Source organism: Amycolatopsis sp. lyj-84 (assembly GCF_046549075.1).
Taxonomy (GTDB): domain Bacteria; phylum Actinomycetota; class Actinomycetes; order Mycobacteriales; family Pseudonocardiaceae; genus Amycolatopsis.
On record NZ_JAJPWO010000021.1, the window covers coordinates 95,297 to 118,004 of the forward strand.

The 22,708-nt window shown below is 69.5% G+C and carries 18 protein-coding genes and 1 pseudogene; 10 read left to right on the forward strand and 9 right to left on the reverse strand.

All coding sequences use genetic code 11. The features are described from left to right. Positions 1-52: 52 nt before the first annotated feature. Complete coding sequence (locus tag ACLJRM_RS40910; protein WP_410666113.1) at positions 53-751, forward strand: TetR/AcrR family transcriptional regulator; 699 nt, start codon at positions 53-55, stop codon at positions 749-751. A 126-nt stretch (positions 752-877) separates the two neighbouring features. After that, positions 878-1,816 (forward strand): alpha/beta hydrolase, encoded by a 939-nt coding sequence (locus tag ACLJRM_RS40915; RefSeq protein ID WP_101605979.1) that lies wholly within the window; start codon positions 878-880, stop codon positions 1,814-1,816. 6 nt (positions 1,817-1,822) lie between these two features. On the opposite strand, the gene ACLJRM_RS40920 is transcribed toward ACLJRM_RS40915, so the two are convergent. From ACLJRM_RS40920 to tig, 6 genes are all read right to left on the reverse strand, one after another. Then, complete coding sequence (locus ACLJRM_RS40920) at positions 1,823-2,743, reverse strand: sensor histidine kinase (RefSeq protein ID WP_257791127.1); 921 nt, start codon at positions 2,741-2,743, stop codon at positions 1,823-1,825. A gap of 76 nt (positions 2,744-2,819) precedes the next feature. Next, positions 2,820-3,200: a hypothetical protein gene (locus tag ACLJRM_RS40925; protein WP_101605977.1), complete on the reverse strand. Its 381-nt coding sequence runs from the start codon at positions 3,198-3,200 to the stop codon at positions 2,820-2,822. A gap of 104 nt (positions 3,201-3,304) precedes the next feature. Further along, positions 3,305-4,600, reverse strand: coding sequence for an ATP-dependent Clp protease ATP-binding subunit ClpX (gene clpX / locus ACLJRM_RS40930; protein ID WP_101605976.1), 1,296 nt, complete (start codon positions 4,598-4,600; stop codon positions 3,305-3,307). A gap of 230 nt (positions 4,601-4,830) precedes the next feature. Next, complete coding sequence (locus ACLJRM_RS40935) at positions 4,831-5,502, reverse strand: ATP-dependent Clp protease proteolytic subunit (protein ID WP_101605975.1); 672 nt, start codon at positions 5,500-5,502, stop codon at positions 4,831-4,833. A 27-nt stretch (positions 5,503-5,529) separates the two neighbouring features. Continuing rightward, entirely contained in the window at positions 5,530-6,132 is a 603-nt protein-coding gene (locus ACLJRM_RS40940) for a ClpP family protease (protein ID WP_076166113.1), read from the reverse strand. Positions 6,133-6,329: 197 nt separating this feature from the next. After that, positions 6,330-7,700, reverse strand: coding sequence for a trigger factor (tig, locus tag ACLJRM_RS40945; RefSeq protein ID WP_101605974.1), 1,371 nt, complete (start codon positions 7,698-7,700; stop codon positions 6,330-6,332). 466 nt (positions 7,701-8,166) lie between these two features. Between tig and ACLJRM_RS40950 the strand changes: the two are divergent. The 6 genes and pseudogenes from ACLJRM_RS40950 to ACLJRM_RS40975 all read left to right on the forward strand — a co-directional run bounded on the left by ACLJRM_RS40950 (position 8,167) and on the right by ACLJRM_RS40975 (position 17,736). Further along, positions 8,167-10,181, forward strand: a pseudogene (locus tag ACLJRM_RS40950) (fatty acid desaturase). A 177-nt stretch (positions 10,182-10,358) separates the two neighbouring features. Next, complete coding sequence (locus ACLJRM_RS40955; protein ID WP_410666114.1) at positions 10,359-11,897, forward strand: sensor histidine kinase; 1,539 nt, start codon at positions 10,359-10,361, stop codon at positions 11,895-11,897. A gap of 4 nt (positions 11,898-11,901) precedes the next feature. Further along, the gene (locus ACLJRM_RS40960) at positions 11,902-13,752 is read left to right on the forward strand and encodes a glycosyltransferase family 39 protein (RefSeq protein WP_410666115.1); all 1,851 of its coding nucleotides are present in this window, start codon (positions 11,902-11,904) and stop codon (positions 13,750-13,752) included. A gap of 74 nt (positions 13,753-13,826) precedes the next feature. Further along, positions 13,827-15,080 carry a glycosyltransferase gene (locus tag ACLJRM_RS40965; RefSeq protein WP_410666116.1) on the forward strand — a complete coding sequence of 418 codons (1,254 nt, stop codon included), beginning with the start codon at positions 13,827-13,829 and terminating at the stop codon, positions 15,078-15,080. 4 nt (positions 15,081-15,084) lie between these two features. After that, on the forward strand, positions 15,085-16,932 hold the full coding sequence (locus ACLJRM_RS40970) for an ArnT family glycosyltransferase (RefSeq protein WP_410666117.1): 1,848 nt from the start codon (positions 15,085-15,087) through the stop codon (positions 16,930-16,932). 105 nt (positions 16,933-17,037) lie between these two features. Beyond that, positions 17,038-17,736, forward strand: a complete 699-nt coding sequence (locus ACLJRM_RS40975) for a PP2C family protein-serine/threonine phosphatase (protein ID WP_101605970.1) — start codon at positions 17,038-17,040, stop codon at positions 17,734-17,736. Between the two features lie 9 nt (positions 17,737-17,745). On the opposite strand, the gene ACLJRM_RS40980 is transcribed toward ACLJRM_RS40975, so the two are convergent. From ACLJRM_RS40980 to ACLJRM_RS40990, 3 genes are all read right to left on the reverse strand, one after another. Further along, entirely contained in the window at positions 17,746-18,210 is a 465-nt protein-coding gene (locus tag ACLJRM_RS40980; RefSeq protein WP_101613004.1) for a DUF2127 domain-containing protein, read from the reverse strand. A gap of 72 nt (positions 18,211-18,282) precedes the next feature. Next, a complete protein-coding gene (locus ACLJRM_RS40985; protein WP_410666118.1) occupies positions 18,283-19,740 on the reverse strand; it encodes an amidohydrolase in 1,458 nt (485 codons plus the stop codon). A gap of 91 nt (positions 19,741-19,831) precedes the next feature. After that, positions 19,832-20,284 (reverse strand): MarR family winged helix-turn-helix transcriptional regulator, encoded by a 453-nt coding sequence (locus tag ACLJRM_RS40990; protein WP_101605968.1) that lies wholly within the window; start codon positions 20,282-20,284, stop codon positions 19,832-19,834. Positions 20,285-20,427: 143 nt separating this feature from the next. On the opposite strand from ACLJRM_RS40990, the gene ACLJRM_RS40995 reads away from it, so the two are divergent. Then, positions 20,428-21,609, forward strand: a complete 1,182-nt coding sequence (locus tag ACLJRM_RS40995) for an MFS transporter (protein WP_410666119.1) — start codon at positions 20,428-20,430, stop codon at positions 21,607-21,609. Positions 21,610-21,637: 28 nt separating this feature from the next. Further along, a complete protein-coding gene (locus tag ACLJRM_RS41000) occupies positions 21,638-22,471 on the forward strand; it encodes an aldo/keto reductase (protein ID WP_410666120.1) in 834 nt (277 codons plus the stop codon). The last annotated feature ends 237 nt before the right edge of the window (positions 22,472-22,708 follow it).

The window sequence follows — 22,708 nt, forward strand, 5'->3', positions numbered from 1 at the left end:
TATAACGCGGTTATGGATACATTTATAACAGGGTTATGGAATACTGGCAAGCATGTCCCCGAAGCCCGCCACCGCCGAGGTCAAGGCCAAGCTGATCGACGCGGCGATCAGGCTGCTCTCCGACGGCGGCCCGGAAGCCCTCCAGGCCCGCAAGCTGGCCGCCGAGATCGGCGCGTCGACCATGGCCGTCTACACCCACTTCGGCGGGATGGGCGCACTGGTGGACGAGGTCGCACGCGAGGGATTCCGGCGGCTGTCGGCGAATCTGGGCGAGATCGAGGACACCGGCGATCCGGCGGCCGACATGCTCACCCTCGCTCTGACGTACCGGCGGACCGTGGTCGACAACCCGCAGCTCTACGCGGTGACCTTCGGCCAGAGCCAGCCCAGCGGGCAGAAGGCGGCGCTGGGCGACATGACCAACGAGGAGACCCGCCAGAACCTCAGCGAAGAAGGCATCGAGGCCTTCGGCTTTCTCGTCCGCGGCGCGAAGCGGGTGATCGACGCGGGCCGGTTCCGCCCGGCCTCCGAATTCGACGTCGCCGCCCAGCTCTGGAGCGCCGTGCACGGCTACATCACCCTGGAGGTCGCCGGCCACTTCGGCGACGGGGAGAACGGCGTGGACCAGATCCTGGTTCCCCTGGCGACGGCTCTCGGAGTGGGTCTCGGCGACACCTTGGAGGCCGCGACGCGGTCCGCGCGCATCTCGATCGAGTCATGGCGCGCGAAAGAGGGAAACATCGGCACCTGATCCGGCGATACCCCGGTCACAGGTCGGCGACACGTGCAACCTTCGGGCTTCGGCGCACGTCTGACCTGATAGATGATCATTGCCCGGTAAGAGACCGACCGGGAATGGGGACGGGAACGGGGACAGGTGAACGACGACCAGGGGCAGACGACGCTGCCGGGGGTGCATGGCGCCCGCCGTTGGCTGAGCCGTCGTTCCGTGCTGATCGCCGGCGCTTCCGGTCTCGGGGTCGCGGGGCTCGCCGCCGGAACGGCCACCGGAGCCCTGCCGTTCAGCGAAGCGCTCCAGCGGGCACTCGGCGTCGCGTCGCCGACCCCGGCCACCCAGCTGGGCAGCCCCCGCGTCGAACGCGTCTACTCCGAAGCCCGCGGCCGCGAGGTCGACCTCGTCCTGATGCTGCCGACCAAGGCACCGCCCAAGGGCCTGCCGATGTCGCTGATGCTGCACGGCCTCCACGGCACCGCGCGGCACGCGGCCCCCACCGGGCTCCTCAAGCAACTCGGCAGCGACGTCGCCCGCAAGGCGGTGCCCCCGTTCGGGTTCGTCGCGGTCGACGGCGGCGACCACTACTGGCACGAGAACCAGCCCGGCGACAACCCGATGGCGATGCTGCTCGAAGAAGTCCCCCGCTGGCTGGCCGCCCGCGGCCTCGGCGGCCGGGACGGGCTGCCGTTCGCGGCCACCGGGCTTTCGATGGGCGGCTTCGGCGCGCTGCTCTACACCCGGCGCCGCCTGGAACGCCGCCGCCCGCCGTCCGCGGTCGCGGCACTCGCGCCCGCGCTGATCACGTCGTGGCCGGAGATGAGCAAACGCCGCGCGTTCCGCGACGCCGCCGACTGGGGCTCGCTGGACCCGTTGCGCCACATCGACGTCACCAAGAGCGTGCCGACCGGGGTCTGGTGCGGAACCGAAGACCCGTTCATCGGCGGGGTGCGGAAGTTCATCTCCGAAGCGCGTCCCCTGGTCGCGCACACCGCGCGCGGCAAGCACGGCGACGCCTTCAACCGCACGGTCGTGCCGAGCCTGATCGCGTTCCTCGGCAAGCACGTCCCGAAGAACGTCTGACCGGGTTCACACGCGGAAGAAGATCCTGGTGACGGTCGCGCCCGGTCTCCGGTACTGCCGGACCAGGTCGGCGACCTGATTCACCAGCACCAGACCGCGTCCGCCGATCTGCCCCGGTGAGGCGGGACGGCGGCCCGCCAGCGGATCGCTCAGCGTGCCTTCGTCGATGACTTCGCAGAGCACATGGTCCTCGTCACGCCAGACACGGACGACGCCGTGGCCGGACCCGTGCAGCACGCTGTTGGCGGACAGTTCCGCCACGGCGAGCACGAGATCCTCCACCCGGTCCGGGACGAGCCCGCTCTCCTCCGCGCGCTCCTGCGCGAAATGGCGCACCGCGCCGAGCCTGGCGAGGTCGAAGCGGAACGCGTCGGCCGACAGGGGCTCGGGCAGCGGCAGGTTGTACTTCTCGACGACCGTGTCGGGGGCGTAGCCCGCGCTCGGACGATCGCCTTCGGCGCCGGAGAGGGTCGGATGGGTCCGCTCGGCGTCGGCGAGGACGTCGTCTTCGAGCCGGGTGCGGTCGTACGGGCACAGGATGCTGAGGTCCCGGTCGCCGAAGGCGAAGTTGATCAGCGCCTCGTGCTGCGCGCACGCCGGGTACTCGATGGCCGACCGCCCCGCCCAGATCGGCTCGCCGATGATCCGGACCGGCCCCTGCCGGTTGTCCGCGAACGCGAGGAGCACGCCGGGGAGGATGCGGCCCGGATTACGGCCCGCTTCGGTCATGTCGATCAGCTCGACTTCGGCGGCCGAATCGCCCAAGGCCTCTTCGATCAGGGTCAGATTCCGGCCCGGAACGGCCACCGCGACGGGTTCGTCGAGTTTCAGGCCCTCCAGGATGTACGGAATCGTACCGTTCAGGTACTCGGAGTCACCGGAGTAGAGCAGCCCCACATGTGAGAAGGGCCCTGCGGTGACTGTCACTGACTCGTCTTACCCCGTTGAAGTGATTCTGAAACCCTGCTAACGGAGGAAAATCCGAAATCGGCCTTCGGGCTGATCAGCCGAGCCAGCGTCCCGCCATCGAGATCAACCAGAATCCGGCGAGCGTCGCACCGGTGAACAATCCGGTCCAGACGACGAGCGCCTGGTCCGCCTCCGCACTCCGCGCCGCCTTGATCCGGATCAGCGCGTACGCCGAACCGGCGAACAGCGGCAGCGGGATCAGCGGCAGCGGCGACAGCCGGACGACACCGGCCACCAGGCAGGTCGCCACCAATACGCCCAGCGCGATCGTCAGCGCGCGCGGGATCCACGGGTGCCCGCGATAGGCCCCGAGGATGATGCGTTCGGTGAGTTCGACGAGTCCCCTGACCTCGCGTGGACTCGCGGCTGCCAGTTCGGGAGCCTCGTTCTCGTCCTTCGTGGGAGTCAGCGGCACTGTCGCATCCTATCTCGGTCAGGTCACCGGCCGGACGGGACCGGAGAAACCGATGCCCCGGCCGGAAGGATCCGGCCGGGGCATCGGTGACGAAAGATCTCCGCTCAGGCGGACTTCTCACCGCGTTCGCTGCTGCGACGGCGTGACGGCTGGCGCGCCACGATCGTCGGGTTCACGTTCTCGCGGACCGTCTGCTCGGTGATGACGACCTTCGCGACGTCGTCGCGACTGGGGATGTCGTACATGACCGGCTGCAGGACCTCTTCCATGATCGCGCGCAGGCCACGGGCGCCGGTGCCGCGGAGCACGGCCTGGTCGGCGATGGCCTCGAGCGCGGTCTGGGTGAACTCCAGCTCGACGTTGTCCATCTCGAAGAGCTTCTTGTACTGCTTCACCAGCGCGTTGCGCGGCGTGGTCAAGATGCTGACCAGCGACTCCTTGTCCAGGTGGGTCACCGTCGCCACGACCGGGAGCCGGCCGATGAACTCCGGGATCAACCCGAACTTGATCAGGTCCTCCGGCATGGTGTCGGAGAAGATGTCGCTCTCGTCGATCTCGGCCTTGGTGCGGATCTCCGCGCCGAAACCGAGGCCGCGCTTGCCGACCCGCTCGTTGATGATCTTCTCCAGCCCGGCGAACGCGCCGGCCACGATGAACAGCACGTTCGTCGTGTCGATCTGGATGAACTCCTGGTGCGGGTGCTTGCGCCCGCCCTGCGGCGGCACCGAAGCGGTGGTGCCCTCGAGGATCTTCAGCAGCGCCTGCTGCACACCCTCGCCGGACACGTCGCGGGTGATCGACGGGTTCTCCGACTTCCGGGCGATCTTGTCGACCTCGTCGATGTAGATGATGCCCGTCTCGGCCCGCTTGACGTCGTAATCCGCCGCCTGGATCAGCTTGAGCAGGATGTTCTCGACGTCCTCGCCCACGTAGCCGGCTTCGGTGAGCGCCGTGGCGTCCGCGATCGCGAACGGGACGTTCAGCATCTTCGCCAGCGTCTGGGCCAGGTAGGTCTTGCCGCAGCCCGTCGGGCCCAGCATCAGGATGTTGGACTTCGCCAGTTCGACGGTCTCGTCCTTGGAATCCTTCGGTCCGGCCTTGTCGTCGGACTGCACACGCTTGTAGTGGTTGTACACCGCCACGGCCAGCGAACGCTTCGCGTCGTCCTGGCCGATGATGTACTGCTCGAGGAATTCGTGGATCTCGGCGGGTTTGGGCAGCTCGTCGAGCTTGACCTCACCGGCCTCGGCCAGTTCTTCCTCGATGATCTCGTTGCAGAGATCGATGCACTCATCGCAGATGTAGACCCCGGGGCCGGCAATGAGCTTCTTCACCTGCTTTTGGCTCTTGCCGCAGAAAGAGCATTTCAGCAGGTCGCCGCCGTCACCGATCCGTGCCATGGCCGTTGACCTCGTCCCCTCCGGCGCAGTGTCTGCGCCTGCACTGTCGTGCCTGACTGTCGTACCCCGGTCACGGATGACCTCTCGGAGCCTCACACATTGCCACTGACGGTACCCGTCCGATGCCGCCGGCGGGAGAACCAACGTCACATCTGAGCACGCCAGAAGCTGACCTTAGACCAGGGATCCGGTGCGTGTCGTCTCCCGACACGCACCGGATCCCGGCACGATCAGCTGCTCGAAGCCTTGCGGTACTCGAGGACCTCGTCGACGATCCCGTACGCCTTGGCCTCGTCGGCCGTCAGGATCTTGTCGCGCTCGATGTCCTTCTTGACGTCGTCGGCGTCCTTGTTCGTGTGCTTCGCCAGGATGACCTCCATCTGACGACGCACCCGCTGGATCTCGTTGGCCTGGATCTCAAGGTCCGACACCTGGCCGTAGGTGCCCTCGGTGGCGGGCTGGTGGATCAGCACGCGCGAGTTCGGCAGCGTGAACCGCTTGCCGGGGGTACCGGCCGCCAGCAGCACCGCGGCGGCCGAAGCGGCCTGGCCGATGCACATGGTGACGATGTCGGGGCGGACGTACTGCATCGTGTCGTAGATCGCCATCAGCGCGGTGAACGAACCACCGGGCGAGTTGATCAGGATCATGATGTCGCGGTCCGGGTCCTCGTGCTCGAGGTGCAGCAGCTGGACCATCACGTCGTTGGCCGACGCGTCGTCGATCTGCACGCCGAGCATGATCTGACGCTCTTCGTAGAGCTTGTTGTACGGGTTCGACTCCTTGATGCCGTAGCTCGTGCGCTCGACATAGGAGGGCAGGACGTACCGCGACTGCGGCAGCTGGAGCCGCGACTGCATCCCCGGCGCCTGCGACCCGATCGGAAGCTGGAAGTTGCTCATTGGAATTCTCCTGTGTGCCGGAGCGGATCAGCTGTTGGGAAGCGGGTTCTCGCGAGTGAGGACCTGGTCCACGAAGCCGTAGTCCTTCGCCTCCTGCGCGGTGAACCAGCGGTCGCGGTCGCCGTCCTTGACGATCTGCTCGACCGTCTGGCCGGTCTGCTCGGCCGTGATCTTGGCCAGCTCCTGCTTCCACTTGCCGAACACCTCGGCCTGGATGGCGATGTCGGAGGCCGTGCCGCCGACACCCGCCGAGGGCTGGTGCATGAGGATGCGCGCGTGCTGCAGCGCGTACCGCTTGCCGGGCGTGCCGGAGGAGAGCAGGAACTGCCCCATCGACGCGGCCAGGCCCATCGCGTAGGTCGCGACGTCCGGGCGGATCAGCTGCATGGTGTCGTAGATCGCGAATCCCGCGGTGACCGAGCCACCGGGCGAGTTGATGTAGAAGCGGATGTCCGACTCGGAGTCGTCTGCGTCGAGCAGCAACAACTGGGCGGTGATCCGGTTCGCGACCTCGTCGTTGACCTCGGAGCCGAGGACGACGATGCGCTCCTGGAGCAACCGCTCGAAGACCGAGTCGGTGAGGTTGAGCCCTGCGGTACCGGTCCGCGCCTCGGGCGTGTGCTGCGTCACGTCTGCCTGCCTTTTCGCCGACGGCGGCCAGCCGTGCCTCGGCCGCCGCTGTATGTCCAGATGCTGTGTCCAGATGCTGTGTCCAGGTGCTGAGGATCTTGCAACCGACCCTAACGAACTTGGGCGGTGCAGAATGCCTGACACCGCCCAAGTTCGCTTACAGCTTTACGGTCCGTTTCGCCGGGACCGTGTATTCCCTACTCGGCCGCAGTCTTCGCGGTCTCCTCGGTGACCTGCGTCTCCTCGGCTGCGGGGCCGAAGAGCTCTTCGAGGTCGACAGCGGTGCCGGAGGCGTCGGTCACGGTGGTCTTGCGGACCACCGAGGCCAGCGCCTTGCCGCGGCGGACGTCGGCGTAGATCGCGGTCAGCTGACCGGACTGCTGCGCCCGCTGGACGTACTCGTCCGGGCTGACGCCGAAGCGCTGCGCCTGGTAGATGATCCGCTCGGTGAGCTCGCCGTCGTTGACCGACGTCTGCTCGGCGTCGGCGATGCTGTCCAGCAGCAGCTGCGTGCGGACCGCCTTCTCCGACTCCTCGCGGACCTCGGTGTCGAACTCCTCGACGGTCTTGCCCTCGGCCTCGAGCGCCTTGGCGAACTGCGCCTCGTCGTGGTCGAACGGGTGGATCGCGTCGTGCTTGCGGTTCTCGATCTCGGCCTCGAGGACCTTCTCCGGGATCGCGACCTCGGTGCGCTCGAGGAGTTCCTCGAGGACCTTGTCACGGGCCTGGACGCCCTGCTGCATCTTCTTGACGCGGCCGAGACGCTCGCGAAGGTCGCCCTTCAGCTCGTCGATCGTGTCGAACTCGCTCGCCATCTGGGCGAACTCGTCGTCCGCCTCGGGCAGCTCGCGCTGCTTGATGGTCTGCACGGTGACGGTGACGTCCGCGTCCTTGCCCGCGTGCTCGCCGGCGACCAGCTTCGTGGTGAAGGTCTTGGTCTCGCCCGCGTTCGCGCCGATGATCGCCTCGTCGATGCCGTCGACGAGCTGGCCGGAGCCGATCTCGTAGGACAGGCCGGTGGTCGAGGCCTCCTCGACCTCCTGACCGTCGACGGTGGCCGCGAGGTCGATCGAGACGAAGTCGCCGTTCTCGGCCGCGCGCTCGACGCCGGTCAGCGTGCCGAAGCGGGCGCGCAGCTCGTCGAGCTGCTCGTCGATCTCGGCGTCGGTCAGTTCGACGTCGTCGACGCTGACCGCGAAGCCTTCGAGGTCGGGCAGCGAGATCTCCGGGCGGATGTCGACTTCGGCGGTGAACTCCAGGACCTCACGGTCCTCGAGCTTGGTCACCTCGAACTCGGGCTGGCCCAGCGTGCGGACCTCGCCCGCGCGCACGGCCTCCATGTACTTGGCCGGAATGACCTCGTTGACGACCTCGTCGAGCACCGGGGCTCGCCCGATCCGGCTTTCCAGCACGCGAGCCGGCGCCTTGCCCGGGCGGAACCCGGGGATGCGCACCTGCTGGGCGATCTTGCGGTAGGCGCGGTCGAAGTTCGGCTTGAGCTCGTCGAACGGCACCTCGACATTGATCTTGACTCGCGTCGGGCTGAGCTGCTCGACGGTGCTCTTCAACGTATTCTCCTCGAGCGGTAAACGATGTGATTGAGCATCCGCATGCGGTCGACAGCGGATGTGCCCTGGCCAGCTTGCAGACCGGGCCGTCCGAGTCTAGGCCCCGCGGCTCACCGGTCCGGTCCCGGGGCCATCCCGGCCCCGTCGTGACCGCCCTCCCGGCCCGTTCACAGGTTTCGGGAGCCGTCCGGCGAACCGGGCGCGGACCACCCGATCGGAGCAGTTTTCGGTTCTTCTCTGTTACGAACCGGCCCATTCCTGGACACGGATGCGGGCCACGCTTCACCATCGGGCGCCGTGTCGAGGTGTTTCGGCAGGTAGTTGAAGTTTACAAACCAGGACCAGTTGTCTACGGTGTGACAGCTTCGTCCCGGTAGCCATCGACCGAGGGGACCGATCGATGACCGTCGCCGCCACCCGGTCCGGGGACACGGGGGAACTGGCCGAGAGAGCACTGAGACGCGGAGTGCCCAATCCGCGGATCCCGCTGCCGGTGGTCTCGGTGCCGACGGTGCTGTTGTTCACCGGCGGGATCATGGTCTGGGTGGGCGCCACCTGGCTGGTGGTCAACGAGGCCGCGCCGCTGTGGGTGACCATTCCCCTGCACGCGCTCGTCACCTTCACGATGTTCACCGTGCTGCACGAGTCGACGCATCACGCGGCCGGGCAGCTCACCTGGGTCAACGAACTGCTCGGCAGGCTCGCGATGCCGTTCGTGGCGGGCTACGGGTCCTTTCCCCTGGTGCGCTACATCCATCTGGAACACCACCGCAACACCAACGAGGACGCCTACACCGATCCGGACGCCTGGACCGCGCACGGCCCCTGGTGGCAGTTGCCGCTGCGGTGGCTGACGATCGACTTCTGGTACGCCCGGTTCTACGTGGCGAGGCAGCGCACCCGGCCGCCGTCGGAGCGGATCGAGGCCGTGGCCGTCGTCACCTTGTGCCTCGCCGCGTTCGCGTGGCTGGCCGTGACCGGCCACGGCTGGGAACTGCTGATGGTCTACCTGATCCCGCAGCGCTTCGGGCTCGCCGTCCTGGCCTGGTGGTTCGACTGGCTCCCCCATCACGACCTCGGCGAGCAGCGGAAGAACCGGTTCGGCGCCACCCGCGTCCGCGTCGGGCTCGAATGGCTGATGACGCCGATCATGCTGTGCCAGAACTACCACCTGGTGCACCATCTCCACCCGGCGATCCCGTTCTACCGGTACCTGCGCGCGTGGAAGGACAACCGCGACGCGTACCTCGCCAGGGACGTCCCGATCGCGACGGCGTGGGGCCGCGAACTGACGTCGACGGAGTACCGCGAATGGCGTCAGCTCACCGGTTCGTTCGACGAGGAACCGCCCGCTCCCCAGCCCCGGCAGCCGAGCCGGTTCCACTCGCTGCGGGTCGCCGAGGTCCGGCCGCTGTGCGAGGGCGCCGTCACCGTGACGTTCGACGTGCCGGAGCGACTGCGGGAGACCTTCCGGTTCACCCCCGGCCAGCACCTCGTCGTCCGCGCGGAGGTCGACGGCGAAGAGGTGCGGCGCGCCTACTCGATCTGCTCGACGCCGGACTCCGGAGAGCTGCGGATCGCGATCAAGCACCAGATCGGCGGCGCGTTCTCGACATTCGCCACCACCGAACTGGAGGCGGGCGACGAACTGGAAGTCCTGCCCCCTGATGGCGAGTTCACGCTGACCCCGGAGCAGGGCCGCTCCGGCCGGTACGTCGCGCTCGCCGCGGGCAGCGGGATCACGCCGATCCTGTCGATCCTGACCGCGACCCTGCTGAACGAGCCGAACAGCAAGGCGACCCTGCTGTACGTCAACACCTCCGGCGCCACCACGATGTTCGCCGCCGAACTCGGCGTCCTCGCCGCCCGGCTGGGCGGACGGCTGCACGTCGTGCACTACCGCACCGACGAACGAGACCCGGATCTGCGCACGCAACGGATCGGGAAGCCGTTCGACACCGTCGGCGAGGCACTGGCGATCTCGCACGAGCGCTACCAGCGCGGCCGCCTCGACGGCACGCGCCTCCGCGCGCTGCTGCAGGCACGACTCCACCCGGCGAAGGTGGACGACTGGTTCCTGTGCGGCCCGCGCGAACTGGTCGACATGGCCCGCCGGACGCTGGCGGACAAGGACGTCCCCGAAGAGAACGTCCACTTCGAGCTTTTCCAGGGCGCGCTGCCGGTCCGCCCGTCGCAGCGCCCGGGCCCGGTGCTCACCGTGACGGCGGGCGGGAAGACCGCCGAAATCCCCGCGACGGTGGGCGAAACCGTGCTCAGCGCCGCGTTGCGGCACGGCGTCGACGCGCCGTACGCGTGCGTCGGCGGGGCTTGCGGGGAACGTGCCGGGCGACCGTGGTGCGCGGCAGCGCGCGAATGGACGTGCACTACGCGCTCGGGAACGAGGAGGTCGCGGCCGGGCGGATCCTGACCTGCCGGGCGGTGGCGACCTCACCCGAACTCGCGGTGGACTACGACTCCTGAGCTCTCGCTTTCGGGTCAAGAGAGCGCTATGAAAGGCCCGTTACTTGCAAATTTTGCAAGTAACGGGCCTTTCATAGCGTCGGCGGGGGGTGCGTCAGGCGTTTGGGACCCCCGCGCACAGCGGGCTCACAGGCGGGACACAACGCGCGCATACGACCGCGGCGCACGCTCGGGGGCATGGCATCCGGCTCGGTCCCGACCACCGGCCCGCGCCGGTGGCCCCGGCCCGGGCGGCTTTCCCTGCGCACCAAGCTGACCGGCTCGATGGTGCTGCTGCTCACCTTCGTCTGCCTGGTGATCGGCGTCGCGAGCGAGATCGCGCTGCGGTCGTTCCTCGTCGGCCAGATCGACGGCCAGCTTTCGGCCGCGTCGGCCCGCGCCCACGACTACGCGAACCGGCCGCCGGACGACTCGCCCGGCCCCGGTCCCGATCCGCTCAACGCGCCGGGCCAGGCGTCGGGGACGCTGAGCGTGCGCTTCTCCGGTGATCGGGTGCTCTACGCGGGAGTCCTTACGGTGCAAGGACTTCCTCAGGGGTTGTCGGTCGCGCAGGAGTCCGGCCTGCTCTCCATCCCGGCGGACCGCCCGCCGATGACGATGGCGCTCGGCGGGCTGGGCGACTACCGGGTGCAGGCCGTCTCGATCCCCGGTGGCGTGGTCGTCACCGGTCTCCCCCTCGGGCCGATGCAGGACACGTTGACCACGGTCGGCTGGATCCTGTTCGGGGTCGCGGCGGCGGGCGTCGCCGGTGCCGGGTTCCTCGGCGCGTTCGCGGTCCGGCGCACGCTGCGGCCGCTCGACCGCGTCGCGGCGACGGCGGGCCGGGTGTCGGCGATGCGGCTCGACCGCGGTCAGGTCGCGCTTTCCGTGCGGGTGCCCGAGATCGACACCGATCCGCGCACCGAGGTCGGCCAGGTCGGTTCGGCGCTGAACCTCATGCTCGGGCATATCGCGCAGGCGCTGGAAGCCCGGCACGCCAGCGAAACCCGGGTCCGCCGGTTCGTCGCGGACGCGAGCCACGAACTCCGCACCCCGCTCGCGGCGATCCGCGGGTACGCCGAACTCGCCGGCCGCGGCAGCGCGCTGGTACCGCCGGAGGTCGCGCACTCGATGTCCCGGATCCAGTCCGAGTCCGCCCGCATGACGACGCTCGTCGAGCACCTCCTTCTGCTGGCGAGACTCGACGACGGACGACCGCTCGACGTGGGCGTCGCCGACCTCACCCGGCTGACCGCGGACGCGGTCGGCGACGCGCATGTCGCCGGACCGGGCCACCGCTGGGAACTGCGGCTGCCGGACGGGCCGGTGCCCGTCCGCGGCGACGTCCAGCGCCTGCACCAGGTGCTGGCGAACCTGCTGTCCAACGCGCGGACGCACACCCCGCCGGGCACCACGGTGATCACCGCGCTGAGCCGCTCCCACACCGGGGCCGCGGTGCTGACCGTCACCGACGACGGACCCGGCATCGCGCCGGAACTCCTGCCGAGCGTGTTCGAACGCTTCGCCCGCGGCGACTCCTCGCGTTCACGGACCGCGGGCAGCACCGGGCTCGGGATGGCCATCGCGTCGGCGATCGTGGTGGCCCACCACGGCACGATCGAGGTGCACAGCCGCCCAGGGCACACCGAATTCGCCGTGTACCTGCCGGTGATCGATTCCTCACAGCGGGTGCACAGCTTCGGCACAACCACCCCCCAGGTCGGCATTCGACCCTGAGGCCATGACCCTCCTCGCCTCCCGCGACGAAGCCGATCAAGACGCTCCACCCGCCCGGGGCAGGCCCGACGGCCCACGCTGGGTCCGCCCCTCCCTCGCCGCGCTTCTCCTCGCGACCGCCGTCCTTTATCTCTGGAACCTCGGCGAATCCGGTTGGGCCAACGCCTTCTATTCGGCGGCCGCGCAAGCCGGATCGCTGAGCTGGAAGGCGTTGTTCTTCGGATCGAGCGACGCCGCGAACGCGATCACGGTCGACAAGACGCCGGCCGCGTTGTGGGTGATGAGCCTTTCCGCGCGCCTGTTCGGCGTCAACGCCTGGAGCGTCCTCGTTCCGCAAGCGCTGATGGGCGTCGGCTCGGTGGCGCTGCTGTTCGCCACGGTGCGACGCACTTCCGGCCCGGCCGCGGGTCTGCTGGCGGGCACCGTCCTCGCGCTCACCCCGGCCGCCGCGCTGATGTTCCGGTTCAACAACCCCGACGCCCTGCTCGTCCTGCTCCTGGTCGCGGGCGCCTACTGCGTCGTCCGCGCGCTGGAGACGGCGAGCCCGCGCTGGCTGGCGCTGGCCGGGGTCGCCGTCGGTTTCGGCTTCCTCGCCAAGATGCTGCAGGCGTTCCTGGTGCTGCCCGCGTTCGGGCTCGCCTACCTGATCGCCGCGCCGGCCTCGGTGGGCAAACGGTTGCTTCACCTGCTCGGAGCGTTGGGCGCGACCCTCGTCTCCGCCGGCTGGTACCTCGCCGTCGTCGCGTGGTGGCCCGCCGCCGACAGGCCGTACATCGGCGGCTCGCAGGACAACAGCCTGTGGGAACTCGCCTTCGGCTACAACGGTTTCGGCCGGATCACCGGTGACGAGGTCGGCAGTGTCGGCGGAGGCGGCAACGGCGGCTGGGGCGGTACCGGCTGGGACCGGTTGTTCGGCACCGAGATGGCGGGCGGGATCGCCTGGCTGCTCCCGGCCGCCGCCCTCGCGCTGGCCGCCGGGCTGTGGTTCACCCGCCACGCCGGGCGCACCGACCGCGGCCGCGCGGCACTGATCCTGTGGGGCGGCTGGTTCCTGATCACCGCCGTGGTGTTCAGCTACATGAGCGGGATCATCCACGCGTACTACACGATCGCGCTCGCCCCGGCGATCGCCGCGCTCGTCGGGATCGCGGGCGTCCAGTTGTGGCGGGCACGGGGGAATCCGGCCGCCGCGGGCACGTCGAGCGCCGGGATCGGCTTGACCGCGCTCACGGCGTATCTCCTGCTGTCACGGCAATCCGACTGGCTTCCCGGACTGGCGATCGCGATCCTCGTTGCCGGTCTCCTGTGCGCGTTCCTGGTCTTCTTCGCCGCACGCCTACCCGACGCGGCAAGGCGCCTGGTCGCCGTCGGCGCGCTCGTCACCGTTCTCGCGGGCACCGGCGCGTACACGGTCGCGACAGCCGCGACCCCGCATTCCGGCGCGCTTCCTTCCGCCGGGCCCGACACCGGCCGGGGCATGAGGATGGGCGGCCCCGGCGGCCTGCTCGGAACGAGCCTGCCCGGCGAGAACCTCGCGGCCCTTCTGCGGCAGGACACCGCGAACTACCCGTGGACGGCCGCGACGGTGGGCTCCAACAACGCGGCGGGTTACCAGCTCGGCGGCGGGGCACCGGTGATGGCCGTCGGCGGGTTCAACGGCACGGATCCTTCCCCCACCTTGGAACAGTTCCAGGAGTACGTCCGAAGTGGACAGATCCACTACTTCCTCGGTGAGGGCATGATGATGCGCGGGGAGACCGGCAGCGACGCCGCCGAGCGGATCGCCGAATGGGTTCAGGCGACCTACACACCGACCACTGTGGACGGCGTCACCGTCTACGACCTGAGCCGGTGAACCCGGTGGCGGAACACAGCGACGGCACAGGCGGGACACAAGCCGGCCTCAGCGCGATGACCGAGATTGACGCTATGACAGCCGCGATCATCTCCGGCGCCGACACCGGCCGCCGCCCCGCCATCGCCCCGACCGGCTCCCCCGTCCTCGACGTCGTCATCCCGGTCCACAACGAGGAAATCGATCTCGAGCCGTGCATCCGGCGCCTGCACGCGCATCTCGCGGAGCAGTTCCCGTACCCGTTCCGGATCACCGTCGCGGACAACGCCAGCACGGACGGCACCCTGCGGGTGGCGATGCGACTCAGCCGCGAGTTCGACGACGTCGAAGTCCGGCACCTGGAAGAAAAAGGCCGCGGCCGCGCGCTGCACGCCGTCTGGTCCACTTCGGACGCTCCGGTGCTCGCTTACATGGACGTCGACCTCTCGACCGATCTGGCCGCGCTCGGTCCTCTCGTCGCACCGCTGCTGTCCGGGCACTCCGATCTCGCGATCGGCAGCAGGCTCGCCCGCGGCGCACGGGTGGTGCGCGGGCCGAAGCGAGAGTTCATTTCCCGCTGCTACAACCTGATCCTGCGCGGCACGCTGGCCGCGAAGTTCAGCGACGCGCAATGCGGCTTCAAAGCGATCCGCGCCGACGTCGCCGAACGGCTGCTCCCCCACATCCAGGACACCGGCTGGTTCTTCGACACCGAACTGCTCGTGCTGGCGCAGAAGGCCGGGCTGCGGATCCACGAGGTCCCGGTCGACTGGATCGACGACCCGGACTCGTCGGTGAACCTCGTCGCCACCGCGACCGCCGACCTCAAGGGCATCGCGCGGCTGACCAAGGCGACGCTGACCGGCGAGATCCCGATCAGCGGCCTGCGCGAGCAACTCGGCCGCGCGCCGATCCAGGTGCGGGCACCGGGGGTGGCGCCGAGCCTCGTGCGGCAGCTGGTGCGGTTCGCCGCCGTCGGGGTCGCGAGCACCATCGCGTATCTCGTGCTTTTCCTGCTGCTGCGGACGTTCACCGGCGCGCAGGCGGCGAACCTGGTGGCGCTGCTGGTGACCGCGATCGGCAACACCGCGCTCAACCGGCGCCTGACCTTCGGCATCCGCGGCCGGGGAGGCGCCGGGCTGCACCAGTTCCAGGGCCTCGTCGTGTTCGGTCTCGGGCTCGGGCTCACCAGCGGCGCGCTGGCGCTGCTGCACACGATGACCGCGCCCGGGCTGCCGCTCGAGATCACCGCGCTCGTGCTCGCGAACCTCGCGGCCACCGTGCTGCGTTTCCTGTTGCTGCGCGGCTGGGTCTTTCGCCGCCGGCCCGCCACTCAGAGGGAGAACTGACCCCATGACCACCGCACTCGCTTCCCGGGTGGAACCCGGCCCTGTCGAGGAAAACGTCGTCGAACCGCCGGGCCGATGGGTCCGTCCCGCGGTCTTCGGGCTGCTCGCCGCGACCGCCCTGCTGTACTTCTGGAACCTGACTGCGTCCGGCTACGGCAACTCGTTCTACGCGGCGGCGGTGCAGTCCGGCACGCAGGACTGGAAGGCGTGGCTGTTCGGCTCGCTCGACGCCGGGAACGTGCTGACCGTCGACAAACCCCCGGCCGCGCTCTGGGTCACGACGGCGTTCGCGCGGCTCTTCGGTTTCTCGAGTTTCACCGTGCTGGCCCCGCAAGCGCTGATGGGTGTCGCCTCCGTCGGGCTGCTTTACCTGACGGTGAAGCGGACCTCCGGACCCGTCGCCGGGCTGTTCGCGGGGGCGGCGCTCGCCGTCACCCCGGTCGCCGCGCTCATGTTCAAGTTCAACAACCCGGACGCGCTGCTGACGCTGCTGCTGATCGCGGGCGCGTACTGCACGGTCCGCGCGATCGAAAAGGCGAGCCCGCGCTGGCTGGCGTTCGCCGGTGTCGCCATCGGCTTCGGTTTCCTGACCAAGATGATGCAGGCGTTCCTGGTGCTGCCCGCGTTCGGGCTCGCCTACCTGATCGCCGCGCCGACCTCGCTGGGCAAACGGTTGCTTCACCTGCTCGGAGCGGTGTTCTCGGTCGTCGTTTCGGCAGGCTGGTTCATCGCGCTGGTCGATCTGTGGTCGACCGGCTCACGGCCGTACATCGGCGGCTCGACCGACGACAGCCTGCTCGAACTGGCGCTGGGCTACAACGGCCTCGGCCGGATCTTCGGCGGGAGCGGCGGCGGTGGCGGTGGCATGATGGTCGGCGGCGCGGGAGGCGGGAACGTCGGCTTCGGCGGCGAAAGCGGCCTGACCCGGATGTTCGGCGCCAGCTTCGGCGGCGAGGTGTCGTGGCTGCTGCCCGCCGCGCTGATCGGCCTGGTGGCGGGACTGTGGTTCACCAGGCGGGCCGCCGGTACCGACCGGACGAGGGCCGCGCTGATCGTCTGGGGCGGCTGGATGCTCGTCACCTCGCTGGTGTTCAGCTACATGAGCGGCATCGTGCACCCGTACTACGCCGTCGCGCTGGCGCCGTCGATCGCCGCCGTGGTGGCGATCTCCGGGACTTCGCTGTGGCGCGGCCGGGCGCATCTCGCGCCGCGGGTGGTCCTGTCGCTGATGATCGCGGCGAGCGCGGTCTGGGCGTACATCCTGCTCGACCGCGACGCCGACTGGCTGCCCGCGCTGCGCTGGATCATCGCCGGGCTCGGCCTGGTGACCGCGACCGTCGTCCTGGTGGGTGTCCCGCCGAGGCGCAAACTCGTCGCCGTCGTCGCGACGGTCGCCGTGCTGACGGTTGGCCTCGGGACCACCGCGTACGGCATCGAAACCGCCTCGCAGGCGCACTCCGGTTCGATCCCGACGTCCGGCCCCGCCTCGAGTGGCGAGCCACGCGGGATGGGCATGGGCATGGAGGAGGGCTCGTCGGCGGAGCTCGGGACGGTGCTCGCCGCGACGACCACGAAGTGGGCGGCGGCGACGTCGAGCTCGCAGTCGGCGGCGAACCTGGAACTCGCGAGCGGGAAGTCGGTGATCGGCATCGGCGGCTGGAGCGGCTCGGATCCGGCGCCGACGCTGGCGGAGTTCCAGCGGTACGTGGCCGACGGCGACATCACGTACTACGTCGAAGGCGGCCGGGGCGGCGGTCCCGGCGGCGGATCGGACGAGATCGCCGAATGGGTCGCGGCGAACTTCACCGCCACCACGGTCGGCGAGCAGACGGTGTACAACCTGCTGTCCTGACCGGTCCAACCCGACCCACGGACTTCCGACAGCCAACCCTCAGGCCGCGCACAGGAACCAGGCGGATGCTGAAAGAAGGGATCACCCAGGGGTGAGGAGAAGACCATGAGGGAACTTCCACACTGGCACACGGCGAGCGCGCAGGGCCCGCGCGAGCACAACGCGGACGCCGTCGGGGCCTACGCGGCCGCGGGCGGAGCGGGGATCGTGTTCGCGCTGGCCGATGGAGTCGGAGATCACCCGAACGCGGGACACGCGGCACGGACGGCGGCTTCGGCGGCGGCCCGGTCGCCGGTCGCCCAAGGGCCGGTCGCGGCCGTTCTCGCTGCTCAGCGCGCTGTACTGGAACACTGCGGGGCCGGTGACTGCGTCCTCGTCGTGGCCGTCCAGAGCGACGAGGGGTATGGCGTCGCGTGGGTCGGGGACGCGCGGGCGTACTCTTGGGACGGATACACCGTGCGGCAGGTGACGAAGGACCATACGCTCGCGCAGTACTTCCGCGACCACGATCAACCCGTGACACCGCGGATGGAACACGTCGTCACCACCAGCGTCCGCACGGCCGGTGCTCACGAGATCGGCACGGCCACCGTCACGACCGGAGGGCTTCTGCTCACCAGTGACGGCGTGCACAAGACGCTCAGCGGGCCGACCATGCTCGACATCCTCGGGATGCCGGACAGGGCGGCCACGGAGCTGGTGCGGACGGCGATCTCGCTCGGTGGCTCCGACAACGCCACCGCGATCGTGGTGGATCCGCCCCGTGCGGATCTCACCACGGAGAAATTTCGCGTCGCGGCCTGAACCGGGCGGTCAGGCCGCGACGCGATCCCGTTTGAGCTGCCGGTACTCGCGCAGCACCAGCACGACGATCACGACGTCGAGGGCGGCGAAGAACGGCAGCGCGAGCGAGTGCGTGTGGATCGCGCGGAAGATCTCGTAGACCACGAACGCCGAGAGCACCACCGCGGCCACGGGGTAGGCGCGCATCACCTTGCGAGCCAGCGCCCAGACCAGGCCGAGCTTGATGAGCCCGTGCGCGACGAGGTACACGACGGCGAACGTCCGGCCCTCGGCGAAGTGGCCGGCGGCGAGTTCGAGGTGCCGGGCCAGTGTCCCTTCCGGGTCGCCGAGCAGGTCGCGGGTGACCACGGCGTGCGCGAAACCGGTGACGACCGACGCCGGGACGAGCATCAGGACCAGACCGCCCACCAGCTGCAACGCACCATCGAGCCCCTTCAAGGCGATGGCGATCCGGAACAGCTTCTCGGTGCTCATGGGCGCTCCCTCCGCGATCACCTCACCCTGCCGCACCGCACCCCCGCCCGCAGCCACCGTCACCGGAAGGGGTCAGGACGCGTAGGTGATCCTGCCGTTCATCACGGTGGCGGTGATCGGAGTGTCACGCAGTCCGGCCGGGGACAGCCGCGACGGATCCACCGCGGTGACGACCAGATCCGCGACGTCGCCGACGGCCACCCCCGTCCTGCCTCCCGACGCCGCGGCGAGCGCGGCCTCCAGCGGCATGGCCTGCTCGGGATGCCAGGGCGGGCGGTCGTCGTCGGTGCGGCTGACCGCCGACGCGATCGCGTCCCACGGGTCCAGCGGGGCGACCGGCGCGTCCGAGCCGAACTCCAGGGTCACCCCGGAGCGATGCAAGGCGCCGTAAGGGAAAGCCCGGTCGGTCCAGCCGTGCCAGTGCCGGTCGGCGACGTCGCGGTCGTCCGGCTGATGGGCGGGCTGCACACTCGCCACGACACCCAGTTCGGCGAACCGCGCGACGTCTTCGGCACGCACCAGCTGGGCGTGCTCGATGCGGCCGGCGCATCCGACGTTCGCGAAGGCGTCGAGCGCGATCTTGTTGGCGTGATCGCCGATCGCGTGCACCGCGGGCGAGAGACCGTGCTCGGAAGCCTTGCGCATCAACGGTTCCAGCTCCTCGGGCGGCAGTTCGAGCAGCCCGTGGGACTCGGTCCCGGCGTAGTGCCCCACGCAGTACGCGGTGCGCGTGTTCAGCGAACCGTCGACGAACAGCTTGAACGGGCCGACCGTGAGCAGCCCGCCGGTGTCTTCGAGGACGTCGCCGGTGCGGTGACCGCGTTCGACGGCGGTCTCGAGCAGGTACTTCGCGATCACGCAGGAAACCCGGACCGGCAAGGGTTTCCGCGCCAGCCGACGCCGCCAGGCGGTGACCGTGTCGGTGTACTCGTAGTCGACGATCTCGGTGACGCCGCGGGCGGCCGCCGCGTCGAGCGCGTCGGCGACCCAGCCGTCGATGACGTCGTCCGGGGCGACCGGGAGTTCGGCCGTCGCGCTCATGCAGTCGTTCTCCAGCAGCACACCGGTCGGATGATCGCGGCCGATGAGTTTCAGCGCGGCGGGGCTGAGCCACAGCGTGTGGAGGTCGGCGCTGAACAGGGCGACGGGATGCCCCGGCAGCGCCTTCTGCAGCAGGTCCTTGTGCGGGGCGTCGGGCCAGAGGCCGTCGCGGAATCCGGCGCCGAGCACGAGATCGCCGGGCGGCACGGGGTTCGCCAGCAGATGGGCGAGCACGAGCTCGACCGTATGCGCGGCGGATTTCGCCTCCCCCAGCGGGATCCGGCGGCGCGCGGCGGACCACTGCGCGGTGTGCACGTGCGCGTCGACGAGTCCCGGCAGCAGCGTTCCGCCGTGCCCGTCCAGGGTTTCCGACGCTTCACCCGCTTGCCCCGGGCCTCCGATGGCCGCGATCCGGCCACCCTTGATCAGTACGTCCGACAGGGAACCCGCCAAGCCGACCCGGACCCGGCGCAACAGAAGATCGTCCACGCCCTCACCTTGCCAGCTCGGCCGCGTTTAGTCCTCTGGTTGCGTTCCTTGCACGCGCAACCACCGCAACAAGAGGACGAAACGCGGGGTGTCACGAGCGGGCGAAGGTGAGCTTTCCGAGCGCGGCGACCAAAGGCGCGAGTTCGGGGAGGTCCTCGGCGGCGGCCAGCGCGCCGGTGAGGACGCTGTCGTGCGTCGGCCGCGCGGCCGCGAGCAGCTCCTGTCCCGCCGGGGTGACCTCCGTGTAGATCCCCCGCCGGTCGTCCGGGCACAGGTACCGCTGCAGCAGTCCCCGGTCCTCCAGCCGCGACACCAGCCGCGTCGTCGCCGACTGGCTGAGCACGACGGCGTTCGACAGCTGGTTCATGCGCAGGTGGAAGCCGTCCTGGCGGCCGAGCACGTCCAGCACGGTGTACTCGCTGACGGACAGTTCGTGCTTCTGCGCCAGCGCGCGCTCGAGCGCGTCCTCGATCCGCGCGTGCAGTGCGGCGAGGGTCCGCCAGCCCTGCGCGCGTGCTTCCACGGCGTCGTCGGCCAGTGACACGGTTCACCTCTTCCCCGGTTGCCCGAACTTCGTTGAGTCGTGCATCATCAAGCGTGTGCAATATACGGCGCGTGCAACTATTTCAGACGCCCGTAGTTGCCTACGCCAGCTAACACCACTCTACGGGAAGAAGTGAGGCCTCCATGCCTGCCGCTCTGCTCGCACTGGCGATCAGCGCCTTCGGTATCGGCACCACCGAGTTCGTGATCATGGGCCTGTTGCCCGAGGTCGCGAGCGACTTCGGCGTCTCGATCCCCTCCGCGGGGCTGTTGATCTCCGGGTACGCGCTCGGCGTCGTCGTCGGTGCCCCGGTGCTGACCGCGCTCGCGTCACGGGTGCCGCGCAAGACGGTCCTGGTCGGCCTGATGGTCCTGTTCATCGCGGGCAACGTCGTTTCCGCGCTGGCCCCCACCTACGGCCTGCTGATGACCGGCCGCGTGATCGCCGCGCTCTCGCACGGCGCGTTCTTCGGCGTCGGCGCGGTCGTCGCCTCCTCACTGGTCGCGCCCGCCAAACAGGCCAGCGCCATCGCGATGATGTTCACCGGGCTGACCGTCGCCAACGTCCTCGGCGTCCCCGCCGGGACGGCCCTCGGCCAGGCGCTCGGCTGGCGCTCGACGTTCTGGGCGGTCAGCGTCCTCGGGGTGGTCGGCCTGATCGGGATCCTCGCGCTGGTACCGGTCCAGGCGACGACGCGGAGCGCCGGGCTGCGCAGCGAACTCGCCGTCTTCCGGCGCCCCCAGGTGTGGCTCGCACTGGCGATGACCACGCTCGGGTTCGCCGGGGTGTTCGCGTCCTTCACCTACATCGCCCCGATGATGACCGAGGTCGCCGGCTTCTCCCCCGCCGCGGTGACGTGGCTGCTCGTGCTGTTCGGCGCCGGCCTGTTCGCCGGCAACCTGATCGGCGGCAAGGCGGCCGACCGGGCGCTCATGCCCAGCCTGTACGTCATCCTCGCCACCCTCGCGGCCGTGCTGGTCGTGTTCGTCTTCACCGCGCACGCCCAGCTTCCCGCCGCGATCACCATCGCGGTCTTCGGCGCCGCCGGGTTCGCGACCGTCGCGCCGCTGCAGGCCCGCGTCATGGACAAGGCCGAAGGCGCCCCCGCGCTGGCGTCGGCCGCCAACATCGCCGCGTTCAACCTCGGCAACGCCGGGGGCGCGTGGCTCGGCGGCCAGGCCATCAGCGCGGGTCTCGGCTACACCGCGTCCAACTGGATCGGCGCCGCGCTCGCGCTCGCCGGGCTGCTGGTCGCGGTCATCTCAGGCATGCTCGATCACGGGCGGCGGAAGGCTCGTCGCGCCGAACTGGCCCCCGCCGCCTGACCCGCAACTACCCACGAAAGGAACGCAAGTGACCGACATTCCCACCGTCAAGCTCAACAACGGGGTGGAGATGCCGCAGCTCGGGTTCGGCGTCTTCCAGGTGCCGGACGAGGAGACCACCGCCGCGGTCAAGACCGCGCTGGACGCGGGCTACCGCAGCATCGACACCGCCAAGGTCTACGGCAACGAAGCAGGCGTCGGCAAGGCACTGGCCGAGTCCGGCATCGCCCGCGACGAACTGTTCATCACCACCAAGCTGTGGAACAGCGACCAGGGCTACGACGCCACGCTGAAGGCGTTCGACGCCAGCCTGGCCAAACTGGGCCTGGAGCGGCTGGACCTCTACCTCATCCACTGGCCGACGCCCGAGCGCGACCTCTACAACGACACGTGGAAAGCCTTCGAGAAGCTCTACGCCGACGGCCGGGTGCGCGCGATCGGCGTGTCCAACTTCCAGCCGGCCCACCTCGAGCGGCTTCTCGACGCCGGTTCCGTCACCCCGGCGGTCAACCAGGTCGAGGTGCACCCGTACCTGCAGCAGGCCGAGGTGCGCGAGTTCGACGCGAAGCACGGCATCGCGACCGAGGCGTGGAGCCCGCTGGCCAAGGGCGGCGACCTGCTCGGCGAAGCCGCGGTGAAGGCGCTCGCCGAGAAGCACGGCCGCACTCCGGCTCAGGTCGTCCTGCGGTGGCACCTGCAGCTGGGCAACATCGTGATCCCGAAGTCCGTGACGCCGTCGCGGATCGCGGAGAACCTCGACGTCTTCGGGTTCACGCTGTCGGAGGAGGACGTCGCCTCGCTGTCCGTGCTGGACCGGGGCGAGCGGACCGGACCGGATCCCGACACCTTCAACGTCGCGTAGCCGGAGCCTCGTGAGTGGTAAGGACGGTTAGAACCGCCCTTACCACTCACGACTTGGACGAAGGTGAGGCGCAGTAGTCGAGGGGATCGCTCCGGTCTCGGAGCTCGATGACACCGGAATCTCACCGCGGCATGTTCGAGTGTGAAGGAATCGGGACGGTGAGTGTCCCGATTCCTTCATCGTCGATGGGGGTCGGAGCGGTCTCGGAGCTTGATCAACGGAGGATCGGGGACACTC